General features: G+C 69.1%; 1 protein-coding gene (running past one end of the window). It reads right to left on the reverse strand.

All coding sequences use genetic code 11. The annotated features are described in order from the left end of the window. Positions 1 to 19,275, reverse strand: partial view of a non-ribosomal peptide synthase/polyketide synthase gene (locus GFY24_RS05905; RefSeq protein ID WP_153803919.1) — the 3' portion only. The gene runs 6,216 nt beyond the window's last position; 19,275 of the gene's 25,491 nt are visible here — the last part of the coding sequence; its start codon lies off the right edge, out of view — the gene reads right to left on this strand; the stop codon is at positions 1 to 3.

Raw genomic sequence — 19,275 nt, forward strand, 5'->3', positions numbered from 1 at the left:
TCAGCGGCCACTCGGCCGGCGCAGTACCGCGTTCAGCACGCGGCCGATATGCACGAAGGCATCGGGTGTGGTCATCCGCCAGTGCGTGGCCTGCACCGCATGCGAGTGCACCACCCCGTCGATGGCATCGGCCCAACCGGAGACACCGACCTTGCCGCTCGGGTCATCCAGTGCGGCAGCGAAATACAGCAGATCGCCCTTGAACCGGCGCGGATGGTAACCGCCGATGAGCGCCAGCGAGCGCACGCCGCCCTCGACAATGCGGGTGATCCGCTCCGCGCCCAGCGAGGCGAACGGCTCCGGTAGTTCGGACATCCGTTCGGCCAGCTGCTGCGGTGCGAGATCGGCCACCGCACCGGCATCGCCGAGCAGTCCGCCCAGCAGCTCGGCGACCGGAATACTGGTGGGCGCAGTCGCGTCCACCTCGAGTGAGCTGTCCAGCATGGCCAGCACCGCCACCGGCTGTCCCAGCTCCTGCAACTGTACGGCGACCGCATGCGCCAGCACACCGCCCAGCGACCAGCCGAGCAGGTGATACGGACCGTCCGGCTGCACCCGGCGGATCTCGCCGACATACAGCCGTGCCCACTCTTCGATCGAATCCGGCAGTGGCACAGCCGAACCCAGGGTCGGCGACTGTAGGCCGTAGAGCGGCCGGTCATCCTCCAGATAGGCGGTCAGGCCCGCGAAGGACCAGGCCACACCGCCGACCGGATGAATGCAGAACAGCGGTGCGCCGGTACCGTCCGGACGCAGCGGCAGCAGCATGTCGAAGGCGCTGTCCGCGCCCACTCCGCCGCGACCGTCAAGCCGTGCCGCCACCCCGGCGGGGGTGGGTGCGGTGAACAGCAGCACCACCGGAACCCGTTCGCCGAGTGCGTCACTCAGCTGCGCGGCCACTCGTACCGCCAGCAGTGAATTGCCACCGAGCTCGAAGAAGTTGTCGTCCAGCCCGATTCGGTCCACCTCAAGCGCCGCACCGAAGGCCGTGCAGACAGCGTTCTCCACATCGGTACTCGGAGCCCGGAATTCGCGTGGGGCGAAGGCGGGCTCGGGCAGAGCCTTGCGCTCGAGTTTGCCGTTCGCGTTCAACGGCAGCGCGGGCAGCACCACGAAGGCGGCGGGCACCATGTACGACGGCAGCGCGGCCGACAGTGCCGATTCCACCTGCGGTACAACGATTTCCGCCCCTTCGGCGGGAACCAGGTAGCCGACCAGACGGTCACCCGTCCGATCCGCCTTGGCCAGCACCGCGACCTGGGCGATTTCCGGCAGCGCCAGCAGCGCGGCCTCGATCTCACCGAGCTCGATACGGAAGCCGCGGATCTTCACCTGGAAATCGGTACGGCCCCGGTACTCCAACTCGCCGTCGCCATTCCACACCACCAGGTCACCGGTGCGGTACATGCGCTCACCAGCGGCAAAGGGGTTGGCCACGAAGCGATCCGCGGTCAGGTCACTGCGGCCGTAGTAGCCGCGCGCCAGCTGCGCACCCGCCAGGTAGAGCTCACCGGGTACCCCGACGGGCACCGGCTGCAAGCGAGCGTCCAGCACGTAGACCCGGCTGTTCCACTCCGGCGCACCGATCGCCACCGACGCCTGATCGGCCTCGGTCACGGTGTGCGTGGTGATGGACACGGCGGCCTCGGTCGGGCCGTACAGGTTGAACAACCGCGCGGCCGGGTTGGCGGCACGGAAACGCTGCGCCACCGACGCGGGCAGCGCCTCACCGATTGCCAGCACCCGACGCAGCGAACCCGTCAGCGCCCCAACGGATTCGGTGAGCAGCGCATCCAACATCGAGGGCACCACATGCAACGTGGTGACCAATTCACGAGCCATCAGCTGGTTCAAATATCCCGGATCGCGATGACCATCGGCCGAGGCGATCACCAAACGACCGCCACAGACAGCGGCGGACCAGAACTCCCACACCGAAAGGTCGAAGGTCGCAGCCGTCTTGAGCAGCACCGCGTCATCCGCACCGAGCCCGAATTCGGCTGTCTTCCACTGCAACTGGTTCGCCACCGCGGCATGCGGCAACGCCACACCCTTGGGGCGACCGGTCGAACCGGACGTGAAGATCACGTACGCGGTATTGGAAGGCCGCAGCGGCGCAACCCGTTCCGCATCGGTAACCGAGCCGGAGCCCAGAGGGCCGACCGCCGGGTCATCAATCCGCACCACACGTGCGGCCGAGCTGGTGAACTCGGTCTCGGCATTGGTGAGCACGCACACCGGTGCCGCGGTCTCGAGAATGTAATCGGTGCGCTCGGCAGGCTGATCCGGATCCACCGGCACGTACGCACCACCGGCCACCGACACCGCGTACATGGCCACGACGAGGTCCACCGAACGCCGCAACGCCAGCGCCACCCGAGACTCCGGACCCACACCCATCGAAATCAGATGCCGGGCAAGGCGATTCACCCGTGCACCGAGTTCGGCATAGGTGAGCTCGATCCGCCCGTCCGGCTGATCGGCCACCACCGCGATAGCCCGCGGCGTCATCGCCACGGTGCGTTCGAACAGCCCCGCCAGCGTGGCCGCGTCGTCCACCGCGTGCGCGGTGTCGTTCCAGTGCTCGAGAATGCGGACCCGCTCCTCGGGGGCGAGCCACTCCAGCGCACCCACCGGCGCGCCGGGCCGAGCCACCACGGCTTCGAGCAGCCGCTGGAAGCGGGCCACGAATCCGGCGACGGTGGCCTCGTCGAAGAGGGCGGTCGCATAGGTGAGGGTGGCGGCCATACCCGCGGGCGCACCGTCCGCTCGGTAGCGGTCGGCGAGCACCAGGTGCAGATCGAATTGCGAGATACCGGTCTCGAATTCGCCCGCGCCGACCCGCAGCCCGTCCAGCGCGAACTCCTCCTCGCTCACATTGTTGAACGAGAAGCCGACCTGGAACAGCGGGTGCCGGGCGGTTGAGCGCACCGGATTGAGCACCTCGACCAGCCGCTCGAAGGACACATCGGCGTGCGAGAAGGCGGCCAGATCCGCGGTGCGCACGGTGCGCAACAGCTCGCTGAATCCGGCGGCCGGGCCGACCTCGGTGCGCAGCACCAGGGTATTGACGAACATGCCGACCAGATCGTCGAGCGCGTCATCGCCACGACCCGCGACCGGGGTGCCGACCGCGATATCGGAACTGCCGGACAGGCGCGCCAGCAGCACCGCGTAGGCGGCGTGCATGACCATGAAAAGCGTTGCACCACTGGATCGTCCGAGCGCGGCCAGCCGGGCGTGCAGTTCAGCGGAGAGGGTGAACTCGAGCGCTCGGCCCGCCGTGGAGACGACCGCGGGGCGCGGCCGGTCCGCGGGCAGGGTCAGCTGATCCGGCAGCCCGGCCAGGGTGTCCCGCCAATAACGCAACTGGGTGGAGATCAGCGCCTGCGGATCGTCCTCCGCGCCGAGCCGTTCCCGTTGCCACACCGCGTAATCGGCGTACTGCACCGGCAGCGGCGTCCAGGCGGGCGCGGTTCCGGCGCGGCGGGCCGAGTAGGCGGTCATCACATCGCGGGCCAGCGGTGCCATGGAGGAGCCGTCGGCGGCGATATGGTGCACGACCACCACGAGCACGTACTCGTCGGTGCTGCCGATCGGCGCGTACAGCCGAGCCCGCAGCGGTACCGCGGCGGTTACGTCGAAACCGTCGGTGACGAATTCATTGACGACCGTGAGCAATTCATTGGCGGATACCGCAATGGGCTTCAGCTCCACCGTGTTCACCTCGGCGACCGGCAGGATCACCTGCACCGGACCGGATTCGGTGAGCGGGTACACCGTCCGCAGGACCTCGTGCCGCACCACCACATCGGCGATGGCGGCATTGAGCGCGGGGATATCGAGGTCGCCGAAGAGCCGCATGGCCAGCGGAATGCTGTAGGCCGCCGATTCGCCGTCGAAACGATTGAGGAACCACATGCGCTGCTGCGCCGGGGAGAGCGGAGCGGGCCCGGTCTCGCCGCGGCGCACCAGGATCGGCCCATGCAGCGCCTCGCCGGAGGCCACCGCGGCGGTCAGGGCGGCCACCGTGGCGTGTTCGAAGACCGTGCGCATGGCCACCTGGGTGCCTAGTCGGGCCGAGAGCCGAGCCGAGAGCTTGGCCGCGCTCAGCGAGTTGCCGCCGAGGCCGAAGAAGTCGTCGTCCAGACCGACAGTGCCGACCGGCAGGCCCAGGGTCTCGGCGATGACCGCCGCGACTGTGCGCTCGGCGGCCGTGCCCGGCGCGCGGAACTCCGCGGTGCGGAATACCGGTTCCGGTAGGGCCTTTCGGTCCAGCTTGGCGGTCGGGGTGAGCGGTACCTCGTCGATCACCATAATGGCGGCGGGCACCATATAGGCGATGAGCGAGCGGGCCGCGAAGGCGCGCAACTCCTCGGTGTCGAGGGTGCGCCCGGCGGCCGGGACCACGTACGACACCAGCGACATGTCACCGGTGGCCGAGGCGTGCCCGAGGGTGACCGCGAAGTCGACCGCCTCGTGCGCGGCCAGCACCGCGTCGATCTCACCGAGTTCGATGCGCAGACCGCGCATCTTCACCTGATCGTCGGAGCGACCCAGGTATTCGAGCACCGGGTAGTTGACGCCGCCGACCGTACGGGTGGCCCAGCGCACCAGATCGCCGGTGCGGTAGAGCCGTTGGCCGGGCGCACCGTACGGATCGGCGATGAACCGGTCCGCGGTGATATCGGGGCGGCCATGGTAGCCACGCGCCAAACCCGGTCCGCGCAGATACATTTCGCCGGTCACACCGTCCGGCACCGGCCGCAGCCGGGCATCGAGGACGACCGCGGACAGACCCGGCGCGAGTCCGCCGAGCACGACCCCGTCGCCGGGGCGCAGCGGTGAACTCATATTGCTGGTGATGGTGACCTCGGTGGGGCCGTACGAGTTGTACAGCTCGCGCCCACCGCCCCAGCGCTCCACCAGATCCGCGCCGAAACCCTCACCGCCGACGGAGAGATAGCGCAGCCCGCGCAGCTTGTCCGGATCGAGGGTCTGTAGCACCGAGGGTGTGATGAGCGCGTGGGTAACCCGCTCGGCCTCGATGAGATCGCTCATCTCGGTCCCGCCGAAGACCTGCGCGGGCGCGATGACCAGTGCCGCGCCGACCGGAAGCGCCATGAGCAGCTCCATGAGCGAGGCGTCGAAACTGGGCGAGGCCCGGTGCAGCACGCGATCGCCGGCCCGGGTGGGGCAGCGCTGCTCGTGGATGGCGGCGACCCCGGCGATGCCGGTATGGCTGACCACCACGCCCTTGGGGCGGCCTGTGGAGCCGGAGGTGTACATCATCCAGGCGGCATTGTGCAGGTGTACCGGCCGCACCGGCTCGGTGCCGCCGATGGCCGCACCGCTGATCTCGCACAGGCTGTTCAGGGTTTCATCGGCATCCAGAATCAGCCAATCCGCGTGTACCGGAAGCTTTTCCGCGAAAGCGCGCACGGTCAGGCCGATGGTCGCCCCGGAGTCGGAGAGCATGTACGCGATGCGATCGGCCGGATAGGTCGGATCCACCGGCAGGAAGGCCGCACCGGTCTTGGCGACCGCCCACAGCGCCACCATGGAATCGATGGAGCGCGGTACCGCGACGGCGACGAAATCCTCCGCGCCGACACCGCGATCGATGAGCATTCGCGCCAGTCGAGACGACCGCTCGTCGAGTTCCCGATAGCTCAGGCGCTCGTTCCGGTGGATGAGCGCGGTGGCCTCGGGGCGCAGGGCCACGGCCGCGGCCATGGTCTCGGCCAGGGTGCGCTGGGGTACCGCGCGCGGTCCGCGACGCGCTACCAGGGCGGCCCGCTCGGCGGGTGCGAGCAGTTCGATCGCATCGATCCGGGTCTGCGGGTCGAGGGTCACCGCGCCGAGTACCCGGCCGAAGCGGCGCAGCAGCTCGGCGACCGTATCTTCATCGTAAAGGTCGGTGGCGTAGGTGATTTCGACCGCGAGATGACCGTCCGCGTCCAGCTCCTCACCGATGGTGAAGGTGAGATCGAACTTGGCGGCGGTCTCGTCGAAGTCGACGTTATCCAACACCAGACCGGGTACGCCGTGCATGCCCTGGGTCAGGTTCAGGTAGCTCAGGGTCACGGTGAACAGCGGATGCCGGGATTGGGTGGGCTCCACGCCGAGCGCGGTGACCACCTGTTCGAACGGAACGGTGGCGTGCGCGAACGCCGCCAGATCCACATCCTTTGTCTCGCTGAGCAATTCGACGAATGTACGGTCGGCCGCCGGGCGCGTGCGCAAGGCCAGGGTGTTCACAAACATGCCGACCAGATCATCGAGCCGGCTCGCGCCGCGACCGGCCACCGGGGTGCCGATGGCAATATCGTCGGTGCCGGACATCCGGGCCAGCAGTACCGCCAGCGCCGCATGCCACACCATGAACGTGGTCACGTTGTGCCGCTTGGCGATTGCCCGCACGCGCTCGCCGACACCGCCGCCGATGCGCCCGCGCACCACTGCGCCGCGGCGCGAGGAGACCGCCGGGCGCAGCCGATCGGCCGGCAGCGGCAACTCGTCGGGCAGACCGGCCAGCGTGTCACGCCAGTACGAGAGCTCCTGTTCGGCAACGGTATCGAGCACCCGCTGCTGCCACAGGGCGTAATCCGCGTACTGCACCGGGAGCGGCTGCCAGGCGGGCGCGGACCCCACGGTGCGGGCCAAATACGCGCCGATGAGATCGCGCAGCAGCGGATCCATGGACGAGCCGTCCGCGGCGATGTGATGCAGCACCAGCACCAGCACATGGCTGGCATCGGATTCGCGCAGCAGCACCGCGCGCATGGGCACCTCGGTGGTGACATCGAAACCGGCGGAAACGATTTCGGCCACCCGCCCGGCGAGCTCACCCCGCGCATTCTCGACCTCGAGGTTCATGGCGGTGTGCGGCGGCAGGATCAACTGATGACCGTCACCGTCGGCGTCGAGGGGGTAGACGGTGCGCAGCACCTCGTGGCGCATGACCACATCGGTGAACGCGGCCCGCATGGCGGCATGGTCGAGATCGCCGAGAATGCGCATGGCCACCGGCAGGTTGTAGGCCGGGGACTCGGGATCCAGCCGGTTCATCAACCACATGGGCTGCTGCGCCGGGGACAGCGGAATCCGGTGCGGGCGTGGACCGGCGGTGAGAGCCGGGAGCGCGGGCGCACCGTCCGCCTCGGCATAACGTTCGGCCAGGGCCCACACCGACGAGGCTTCGAACAGGGCTCGCACCGGCAGGCGGGAGCCGAGTCGTTCGGCCAGGCGGGCCAGTACCCGGGTGGCGATGAGGGAGTTGCCGCCCAGGTCGAAGAAGTCGTCGTCCAGGCCGACCCGGGGCAGCTCCAGTACCTCGGCGAAGACCGCCGCGACGGCCTGCTGGGCGGCGGTCGCCGGCGCGCGGAAGGCGCGGGCCCGCACCGCCGGAGCCGGTAGGGCACGGCGATCCAGTTTGCCGTTGACGGTCAGCGGAATGCTGTCGACCGCGACCAGCGCGGCGGGAACCATATAGGCGGGCAGCTGTTCGGCGGCTCCCTCACGAACCTCCAGCAGCCAGGTATCGGTACCGGTGGTGGCGCTCTCCGCGACGACGTATGCCACGATGCGCTGATCGCCGGGGGTGTCCTCGCGCACGATCACCGCGGCCTGCGCGACACCCGGTCGTGCCAGCACCGCGGCCTCGATCTCGCCGAGTTCGATACGGAAGCCGCGCACCTTGACCTGATCATCGGCGCGGCCGAGGTATTCGAGTTCACCGCGGCGGTTCCAGCGGGCGAGGTCGCCCGAGCGGTACAGGCGGGTGCCCGGCACACCGAAGGGGCTGGCGACGAAACGCGCCGAGGTGAGATCGGGGCGGCCGAGATAGCCGCGCGCCAATTGCGCACCCGCGACGTACATTTCGCCCGCCACACCCACTGGGACCGGGTGCAGGCGCTCGTCGAGGACGTGCACGCGCAGACCGGCGATGGCGCGGCCGACAATGCTGCCGGTGGCCGCGGCGATGGTCTCGGCATCGAGCACCCGATGCGATACGTGCACCGTGGTCTCGGTGATGCCGTACATGTTCACCAGCCGCGGTGCCGAATCCCCGTGCCGGGCGACCCACTCCGAGAGACGGCGAAGGTCCAAGGCTTCACCGCCGAAGATCACGTACCGCAGCGCGAGGGGCTGTTCGCCCGCGGCCAGGCGCTCGACCTCGGCGAGTTGATAGAACGCCGACGGCGTCTGGTTCAGCACCGTAACCCGTTCGCGGCGCAGCAGTTCCAGGAACTGCTCCGGCGAGCGGGACACGTAGTAGTCCACGACGACCAGGGTGCCGCCGTAGAGCAGCGGGCCCCAGAGTTCCCAGACCGAGAAGTCGAACGCGTAGGAGTGGAACAGGGTCCACACATCGTCGGCGTCGAACCCGAATTCGCGATCGGTATTGGCCATGAGCCGCAGCACATTCCGATGCGAGACCGCGACCCCCTTGGGGCGGCCGGTGGAACCGGAGGTGTAGATGACGTACGCGACATGATCCGGGCGCAGCACCGCCCGGCGGTCCGCATCGGTGATGGCGGAGTCGTCGCCGTCGACCGGATCGTTCGGGTCCAGCACCAGCACCGGCAATCCGGCGGGCAACTCAACCGTCACGGCCGGGTCGATGACGATGCTGGCCGGGCGGGCGTCCGAGAGGACGTAGGCGATGCGATCGGCCGGATAGGTCGGATCGATCGGCACGTAACCGGCACCGGTCTTGACCACCGCGAGCAACGCGACCACCAGTTCGAGCGAGCGCGGGAGCAGTACCGCCACCAGCGACTCCGGTCCGGCACCATTGCGAATAAGGCTGCGCGCCAGTCGATTCGCGCGCCGATCCAGTTCACCGTAGGTGAGTTGATCGGACCCGAAACGCAGCGCGGTGTGTTCCGCGTTCGCCGCCACCGCCTGCTCGAACAGCGTCGCGAGCGTGGCGTCCGCGGCGGTGAACGGATTCGACTGCGCGCCAGCGGATTCCGCGATATCCGGGGCACCGGACGCCCACTGCTCGGATACCTGGAGTCGCTCGTGGTCGCCCAGTAGGTCGATATCGCCCACGGGCAGCGTGGCGTCGGTGGCGACAGCCGCGAGGATGCGCTCGAACCGGCCGGACAGCGCTGCCGCGTCCTGCGCATCGAACAGATCCGTGGCATAGAGCAATTCACCGTCGAGATCGCCGGTGGCCGCGTTCACACCGAGGGTGAGCTGCAGATCCACCTTGACGGTCCGCTGATCGACGGTCAGGCCGCCGGCCTCGAGACCGGGCAGGACCATCTCGACCTGATCCAGGTTCTGTAGCGTGAGCAGGACCTGAACCAACGGATGCCGGGCCTGCGAGCGAGCCGGATTGAGCACCTCGACGAGGCGTTCGAACGGCACATCGGCGTGCGCGAAGGCGCGCAGATCACGCTCGCGCACCTGACGCAGCAGATCGCCGAAGCCGTCCTGTGCCCGGACCGGGGTCCGCAGCACCAGCGTATTGACGAACATGCCGACCAGATCGTCGAGCGCCTGATCGCCGCGTCCCGCGACGGCGGTACCGATGGCAATGTCCGCGGTGCCGCTGGAACGGGCGAGTAGGGCGGCGAAAGCACTGTGCAACACCATGAATCGAGTCGCACCGTAGCGCTGGGCGACGCTGTCGAGCGCGGCGACCAGCGTGCCGGGTACCCGGAAACGATGGGTGCCTGCCCGATACGAGGCCACGGCCGGGCGCGGGTGCGCCGACAGCTCCAGCTCATCGGGGAGTCCGGCCAGGGTTTCGGTCCAGTAGTCGAGCTGACGGGTCAGCACCGACTCCGGATCGCTTTCGGAACCGAGGGTTTCGCGCTGCCAGAGCGCGAAATCCGCGTACTGCACCGCGAGCGGCTCCCACGCGGGTGCGCTGCCCGCCACCCGAGCCGAGTAGGCGGTCATGACGTCCCGTGCGAGCGGCTGGATGGACCAGCCGTCACCGGCGATGTGATGCAGCACGACGACCAGCACATGGGCGGGCCGGGGGGCGTCGGTCACGCGGAAAACGCACCACCGCAGCGGAATATCGGCGGTCACATCGAATCCGGACGTCACCAGATCGGTGACCCGATCGAGAAGTTCGGCCTCGGTGACGTCCAGCACGGGCACGGTCGCGGCGCGAGATCCGATCGGCCGGATCACCTGAATCGGTTCGCCCGCAGTGGTTTCCGGATAGTAGGTGCGGAGTACTTCGTGGCGGTCGAAAACATCGCCGACGGCCGCGATGAGCGCGTCCGCATCCAGCGCGCCGGTCAGGCGGACCGCCAGCGGGATATTGTCGGCGGCCGAATCGGCGTCGAAGCGGTTCAGGAACCACATGCGCCGCTGGGCCAGGGACAGCGGCAGCTCATCCGGGCGAACCTGTGCCGTGAGCGGTGTACGGCCGCCGGAACCGGCCAGCGCGGTCACCGCCGCTGCGAGCGCGCCGACGGTCGGGGTTTCGAAGATCGCGCGTACGCCGATCTCGGCCCGCACGGCCGCGGACAGCCGGGCCACCACCCGGGTGGCGATGAGCGAATTGCCGCCGAGCTCGAAGAAGTCGTCGTCCAGACCGACCCGGCCGAGGCCGAGTACCTCGGCAATGGTGGCCGCTACGATCTCCTCCACCGGAGTGGCCGGAGCCCGGAACACCTTGGCCTCGAACACCGGAGCGGGGAGCGCGTTGCGATCCAGCTTGCCGGAGGCGTTGAGCGGCAACGCTTCCAGCACCACGAAGGCCGCGGGCACCATATAGCCCGGCAGCGCGGCGGCCAGCGCGGTGCGCACCGCATCCAGGCGCACCGGCCCCGCGGCAGGGACCAGGTAGGCCACCAGCACGCCACCGGCCTGCGCTTGATCACCGAGGCGATCGTCGGCGCGCACCACGACCACGGCCTGGGCGACCGAATCCAATGCGGTGAGCGCGGACTCGATCTCGCCGAGCTCGATCCGCAGACCACGCAACTTCACCTGGAAATCGGTACGACCCAGATACTCGAGCTCACCATCGGCATTCCACTTCACCAGATCACCGGTGCGGTACATACGCACGCCCGCACCGAAGGGGTTGGCCACAAAACGATCCGCGGACAGATCCGCACGACCGAGATACCCACGCGCCAACTGCTCACCCGCGAGGTACAGCTCACCCGCGACGCCCGGCGCAACCGGGTGCAGGCGCGGGTCGAGCACGTAGACCCGGGTGTTCCACACCGGGCGACCGATCGGCACGGAGACCGTATCGGCGTCGGTCACCTCGTGAGAGGTGACATCGACGGCGGCTTCGGTGGGCCCGTACAGGTTGTGCAGGCTCGCGCCGGTCAGCCCGCGCAGCCGCTGTGCGGTGGCGGCGGGCAGTGCCTCGCCGGAGGCGAAGACCTGGCGCAGCGAACGGGATTCGGCCGCTTCGGGTTCGGTCACGAACACCGATAGCATGGACGGCACGAAGTGTGCCGTGGTGACGCCTTCTTCGGCGATGATTCGGGCCAGGTAGACCGGGTCGCGATGGCCGTCCGGCTTGGCCACGACCAGTCGCGCACCGGTCAGCAGCGGCCAGAAGAACTCCCAGACCGAGACGTCGAAAGTAGCCGGGGTCTTCTGCAGCACCACGTCCGAGGCGTCGAGCTGGTACTCGGACTGCATCCACACCAGGCGGTTCACAATCGCCGAGTGGGTTACCGCGACGCCCTTGGGGCGACCGGTGGAGCCGGAGGTGAAGATGACGTACGCGATATTCGCGCCGCGAATCGGGCCGAGCCGCTCCGCATCGGTGAGCGGCTGGTCGGAGTAGCCCGACAGGTCCAGGTGATCCAGGCGCACCTGCGCGGTATCGAGCTCCAGATCGAAGCCGGAGGTCAGCACCGCCACCGGATCCGCGGTGGCGAGCACGTACTCGATGCGGTCGGCGGGCTGATCGGGGTCCAGCGGCACGTAGGCACCACCCGCGGACAGCACCGCGTACATGCCGACCACCAGGTCGATCGAACGCCGCATCCCCAGGGCCACAGGTGAATCCGGTCCCACACCGTGTGCGACCAGGTGCCGGGCCAGGCGGTTCACTCGCCCGTGGAACTCGGCATAGGACAGGCTCAGCCCCTCGAAGGTGAGGGCGGGTGCGGGCGCCGAGCGCGTGGCCTGGGCCTCGAAGAGCGAAACCAGCGACGGCACACCGCCGTCCAGCCACAGGTCGGCGTCGGTGTCGTTCCACTCCTCCAGTAGCAGCGCCCGCTCATCCGCGCCGAGCAGTTCGATATCACCCACGCGGGCACCGGGATCGGCGATGGCGGAGGCCAGTACGCGCTCGAAGCGGGTGGCGAATCCGGCGACGGTGCTCGCGTCGAAAAGGTCTGTGGCGTAGCGCAGTACGCCGTGCAGGGTGGTGCGGCCGTGGTCGTCCGCGATCTCGGTGAAGGCCAGCGAGAGATCGAACTGCGCGGTGGTGTTCTCCAGCGGGTAGGCCGATACCTCGAGGCCCGGCAGCCGCAGCACGGTGTCATCACGATGCTCGAAGGTGAGTAGTGCCTGTACCAGCGGCGAATGCGCCTGGGACCGCACCGGATTCAGCTCGTCGACCAGGCGCTCGAACGGCAGGTCGGCGTGTGCGAAGGCCCGGACATCGGTCTCGCGGACCGTGCCGAGCAGTTGCGCGAAGGTGCTATCGCCGGGGACCGCGGTCCGCAATACCAGGGTATTGACGAACATGCCGACCAGCTCGTCGAGGGCCTGTTCGGAGCGACCCGCGATGGGGGTGCCGATGGCGACGTCCTCGGTACCCGCGAGCCGGGCCAGCAGTGCGGCATAGGCGGCGTGCACCACCATGAAGGTCGAAACCCCGTGCCGCCGAGCCAATTCCGCGATGGCGGCGGTGGTGTCGGCGTCGATCTCGAACAGCTCAGCGGCACCCGCGCCGGAGGCCACCGGCGGGCGGGGCCGATCGGCCGGCAACTCCAGTACCGGTGCCAGCCCTGCCAATTCGGTGCGCCAGTGCGCGATCTGCCCGGCCAGCACCGACTCCGGATCGTCGGCGCTGCCCAGGACCTCGCGCTGCCACAGCGTGAAGTCCGGGTACTGCACCGGCAGCGGCTCCCACCGCGGTGCGTCGCCCGCCGCGCGTGCGGCATAGGCGACCACCAGGTCACGAGCCAGCGGAACCGTCGAGACACCGTCCGCCGCAATGTGATGGGTAACGATGACGAGCACGTGCTCGGTGCTCGAGGCCCCCGGCGAGGTGCGGAACAGGTGTACGCGAATCGGGAGTTCGGTGCGCAGATCGAAACCGCGCCCGGCCACCGCGGCGACGGCGGCGGCCAGGTCATCGGTGCCGATCGGGACGAGTTCGGGCAGTCGCGCGTCGTCCGGCGACAGCACCACCTGCATGGGCCCGGCCGCGTCCTCGGGGAAGACCGTGCGCAGCGCCTCGTGCCGGCCGAGCACATCGGCCAGGGCGGCGTTCAGGGCTGGCACATCGAGATCACCGGCAAGGCGGATGGCGGCGGGGATGTTGTAGACCGCGGACTCCGGCTCCAACCGGTTCAGCAGCCACATGCGGGTCTGGGCCAGGGACAACGGGATTCGATCCGAGCGCCGCATCGGCGCGAGCCGCGGGGCATGGCGATCCCCGCGCAGTACCCGGGCCGCGAGTTCGGCGACGGTGGGCGCTTCGAAGACCTCGCGCACGCTCAGTTCGCAGCCGAGCGCCGCATTGGCGCGGGCCACCAGGCGCATGGCGAGCAGCGAATTGCCGCCCCGGCCGAAGAAGTCGTCGTCCGCGCCGATGGCGGTGCCGCCCAGCAGATCTCCGACCAGGGTGGCGAGCACCGACTCCGCACCCTCCCGGGGCGCGCGGAAAGCCGCACCGGTGGCGGCGAATTCGACGGCGGGCAGCGCCTTGCGGTCCAGCTTGCCGACACTGGTGAGCGGCATCTCCGCCAGCAGCACCAGATGTGCGGGAACCATGTAGGCGGGCAACTGGGCCCGCGCCTGGGTGAGCACCCGCTCGGCGGCCAGGCCCGCCCCGGAGACGTAACCGACCAGGCAATCGGTACCGGCGGAGTCCTTGGCGAGCAGCACCGCGGCATTGGCGACGCCGTCCGCGGCCAGCAGTGCGGCCTCGATCTCACCGAGTTCGATGCGCTGTCCGCGCAGCTTCACCTGGAAGTCGTTGCGGCCCAGGTAGACCAGCGCACCCGCCCGGTTCCAGCGCACCAGATCGCCGGTGCGATACATGCGCGAGCCGGGTACACCGAACGGATCAGCGATGAAGCGCTCGCCCGTCAGCGCGCCACGACCCTGATAGCCGCGGGCCAACTGATCACCGGCCAGGTAGAGCTCGCCGGTGACGCCGGTCGGCACCGGCCGCAGCCGCGCGTCCAGGACATAGGCCCGGGTGTTCCAGTTGGGGCGGCCGATGGCCACCTCGAACTCCGGGTCGGCATCGGAGAATTCGTGGTAGATGGTCGAGATGGCCGCCTCGGTGGGGCCGTAGGCGTTGTGCACGGCACCGGAGACCCCGGCGCGCAGTTGGACGAGGAGTTCGGCGGAGAGCGCCTCACCACCGGTGTGCAGATGCCGGAACGAACGCAGCGCGTCCCCGTGCCCCTCCGCGATCAGGGCGGCCAGTACCGACGGCACATGTTCGGCGATGGTGACCCTGTGCTCGCGCATGAGTCCGGCCAGGTAGTCCAGATCCTGATGGCCGCCGGGACGCGGAATCACCAGGGGCGCACCGACGAGCGCGGGCAGGAAGCACTCCCACACCGAGACGTCGAAGGTGAGCGGCGCGCGCTGCATGATGCGGTCGGCCGCGGTGACGCCGTAGCGATCCTGCAACCAGCGCAGCTGATTCATGATGGCGCGGTGGTCGGTGGCCACGCCCTTGGGCAGGCCGGTCGACCCGGAGGTGAACAGTACGTACGCGAGATTGTCCGGGCGCAGCTCGCCGCGGCGGTCGGCGGTGGTGAGCGGTGCCGCCGAGAGGCTCGAAAGCTCCAGTGCCCCAATGTCGATGACGCGCACACCGTCGAGTTCGGGCAGTACAGCCCCGCCGACGGCGAGCACCAGCGAGGTGTTCGAGGTGCCCAGCACATGGGCGATGCGGTCCGCCGGATGCGCAGGGTCCACGGGCACGTAGGCCGCGCCCGCCTGCACGATGGCGTACAGCGCGATCACCATATCGAGGCAGCGCTCGGCGGTGACGCCAACAATCGCGTCGGGGCCCACGCCCACCGAAACCAGATGGCGGGCAAGACGATTGGCACACGCGGCGAGTTCGGCGTAACTGAGCGTCGCACCTTCGAAGATGAGCGCCACGGCCTCCGGATCACGAGCGGCGCGCGCGTCCAGCAGATCGGCGAGGGTTTCGCGGGGCAGCGCATGGGCGGTGGCATTGCGGTCCGACAGCAGTAGGCCGCGCTCGGCGACCGACATGATCTCGGCATCGCCCGCGGTGACGCGGGGGTCGGTGATCAGGGCGCGCAGCAGTCGTTCATAGGCGGCCAGGAACTCCGCGACGGTCGATCCGTCGAAAAGGTCAGCGGCATAGTTCACATGCACATCCAGACCCGCGGACGCGCCGGAGCCATCGGTGGTCTCCCACAGCGTCCAGTCCATATCGAACTGGACGGTGGAGACCTCGACCTCGAGGGCCTCGATGGCGAGGCGGTTCAACCGGATATCGGGCTGGGCGTGATTTTGCAGGGTGAGCGTCACCTGGCACAGCGGTGTGTGCGCCTGCGAGCGCGCCGGATTCAACGCGTCGACCAGGGTTTCGAACGGTACCGCGGCATGGTCGAAGGCGGCCAGATCGGTGCCGCGCACCTCGCCGAGCAACTCACCGAGCGAGGCGTCCGGTCGCACCTCGGTGCGCAGCACCAGGGTGTTGACGAACATGCCGACCAGCTCGTCGAGGGCCTCGTCACCGCGCCCCGCGACCGGGGTGCCGATCACGATGTCACCGGTGCCGGAGAGCCGGGCCAGCAGGACCGCGAGCGCGGTGTGCAGCACCATGAAGGTGGTCACGCGCTGCTCGGCGGCGAATTCCATTAGGGCGGAATGCAATTGGGCATCCAACCGACCGGTGACCGTTCCACCCCGGCCGGTCGCGACGGGCGGGCGCGGACGATCCGCGGGCAGGGTCAGGACATCGGGCACCCCGGCCAGGCGACGGGTCCAGTAGCCCAGCTGGCGGGTCAGGGCCGAATCCGGATCGTCGACGCTGCCCAGCGCGCCGCGCTGCCAGAGCGCGAAGTCCGCGTACTGCAGCGGCAGCGGCGCGGGATTCGGGACGATGCCCGCGCAGCGCGAGACATAGGCGTTCGCCAGATCCCGGGTGAGCGGTGCGAAGGACCAGCCGTCGGCGGCGATGTGGTGCACCACGAAAAGCAGCACATGCGAGTTCGGGTCATCCGCCAGGCGCAGCAGTCGCACCCGGACGGGCACCTCGGCGGTGACATCGAAGACCGTGCGCGCCAGCGATTCCACCAGCGCGGGCAGTTCGGAGGCGGTGACCGTCTCGGGTACCAGCTCCACCAGCTGGGTACCTGCGGGCAGGATGAGCTGGGTGGCCTCACCGTCCCGCTCGGGGTATAGCGTGCGCAGGGTTTCGTGCCGGGCCATCACATCGATGACGGCGTGCTGGAGCGCGGCCACATTGAGCGCGCCGGTCAGGCGCAGGGCGAACGGGATGTTGTAGCCGCCGCCACGCGCGTCGAAGCGATTGAGGAACCACATGCGCTGCTGCGCGATGGAGAGCGGGATGACATCCCCGCGCTCCTGCGCAACCAGCGGCGGCAGCGCCACCGCGATATCGCTGTCCGACAGTTCGATTCGAGCCGCGAGCGCGCGCACGGTGGAGGCGTCGAAGATGACGCGCAGCGGCACCCGCACACCCGTGGCCTTGGACAGGCGTGCGGCCAATTGGGTGGCGACCAGGGAATTACCGCCGAGGGCGAAGAAGTCGTCGTCCGCCCCGATCCGGTCCACACCGAGCAGGGCGCCGAAGATCTCCGCGACCAGAGTTTCGGCGGAACCGCTGGTGGCCTGGAAGTCTCGGTGTGCCGGGCGGGGCGCGGGCAGCGCGCGGCGGTCCAGTTTGCCGGAGGCATTGAGCGGCAAGGCATCCAGGACCAGATAGGCCGAGGGCACCATATAGGCCGGAAGTGCCAGGGCCAGTGCGGTTTCCACCTCGGGAATGACGATCCGCGCGCCCGGCGCGGCGACCAGGTAGGCCACCAGCATGCCGCCGAGGCGCTGATCGTCATGGACCAGCACCACGGCCTGTGCCACCGCGTCCAGTGCGGTGAGTGCGGCTTCGATCTCACCCAGTTCGATCCGCAGACCGCGCAGCTTCACCTGGAAGTCGGTGCGGCCCAGGTATTCCAGCTCACCGGTCCGGGTCCACTTCACCAGATCGCCGGTGCGGTACAGCCGCTCGGACGCACCGAAGGGGTTGGCCACGAAGCGGTCCGCGGTCAGATCCGGGCGGGCCACGTAGCCGGTGGCCAGCTGCGCACCGGCGAGGTACAGCTCACCGGGCACCCCGGCGGGCACCGGGCGCAACCGCGAATCCAGTACGTACAACCGGGTATTGAAGACCGGGCGGCCGATCGGCACGGTGACGGTGTCCGCATCGGTGGTGCGGTGGTGGGTGACGTCCACGGCCGCCTCGGTGGGGCCGTAGAGGTTGTACAGTTCTGCTCCGGTCAGGGCGCGCAGCCGCTGCGCCGTCGTCGCGGGCAGCGCCTCCCCCGAGGCGAAAACCATTCGCAGCGAGGAGCATTCGGGCGCAATTCCGCCGGGAGTTACCGACCTGCCCGATTCGACCGTCACAAGGAAGACCGCGAGCATGGACGGCACGAAGTGCGTCGTGGTGATGCCGCGAGCGGCGATGAGCTCGGCCAGATATACCGGATCACGATGCCCGTCCGGCCGGGCCACGACCAGTCGAGCGCCGATCTGCAGGGGCCAGAAGAACTCCCACACCGACACGTCGAAGGTGGCCGGGGTCTTCTGCAACACGATATCGGCGGGGGTGAGCCGGTATTCGGCCTGCATCCATACCAGGCGATTCACAATCGCGGCGTGCGAGACGGCCACACCCTTGGGGCGGCCGGTGGAGCCGGAGGTGAAGATGACGTAGGCGGTATTGGCCGGGTGCAGCGGTGCGCGGCGGTCGGCATCGGTCAGCGGGGCCGCCGAGTAGCCCGACAGCGCTCCGCCGCCATGAGCCTGCAACCGGTCCAGGCGAATCTGCTGTCCCGCAATGCCTTCCAGGTCCGCACCGGAGGTGAGAACGCATACCGGGCGGGCGGTCTCGACAATATGGCGGGTGCGCTCGGCCGGATGATCCGGATCCAGCGGCACGTATGCGCCGCCCGCCGCGATGACCGCGTACATGGCGATCACCAGATCGAGGGAGCGGCGCATACCGAGCGCCACCGAGGTTTCCGCGCCGACGCCCTGATCGACCAGGTAGCGGGCCAGGCGGTGCACGCGCGCGGCGAACTCGGCGTAGGACAGAGCTGTGCCATCGAATTCGATGGCGGGTGCGTCCGGGCTGGTCAGCGCCTGTGTCTCGAAGAGCGAGACCAGTGTCGCGGTGGGGTCCACGGGTGCGGCGGACTCGTTCCAGCGGTGTAGAACCAACTCCTGCTCGGCGGCGGCGAGCAGGTCGATATCGCCGATGCGGGCCGCAGGGTCGGCGGCGACGGCCGCCAGGACGCGGGACAGCCGGGTGGTGAAGGTGGTCGCGGTGGCGGGGTCGAACAGTTCGCAGGCGTAGCGCAGGCTGCCGACGAGTCGGTTGTCCACGGACTCGTTGACGACCAATTGCAGGTCGAACTTGGCGACGGTATCGGGCAGCTCGATGGACGTCACGGTCAAGCCCGGGAGCCGCAATTCCATTGCCTCGCCGCGGTCTTCACCGAAGCTCAGCATGACCTGGAAGAGCGGATGCGCGCCGGTGGAGCGGTCCACCACCAGATCGTCGACCAGGCGCTCGAAGGGCAGGTCGGCATTGGCGAAGGCCGCCAGGTCGGTGTCGCGGGTCAGGGCGAGCAGATCGGTGAAGGGAGCGGCGGGGTCGACCGTGGTGCGCAGCACCAGGGTGTTGACGAACATGCCGATGAGGGCATCCAATTCACGCTCGCCACGGCCGCCGACGGGGGTGCCGATTGCGATGTCGCCGGTGCCAGAGAGGCGGGCCAGGGTGGCGGCGAAGGCGGCGTGCAGCACCATGAAGAGGGTGGCGTGTTCACGCAGCGCAAGCTCGCGGAGTCCGGTCAG

Origin of the sequence: Nocardia sp. SYP-A9097 (assembly GCF_009649815.1) — a bacterium.
In the GTDB taxonomy this organism is placed as follows: Bacteria; Actinomycetota; Actinomycetes; order Mycobacteriales; family Mycobacteriaceae; genus Nocardia.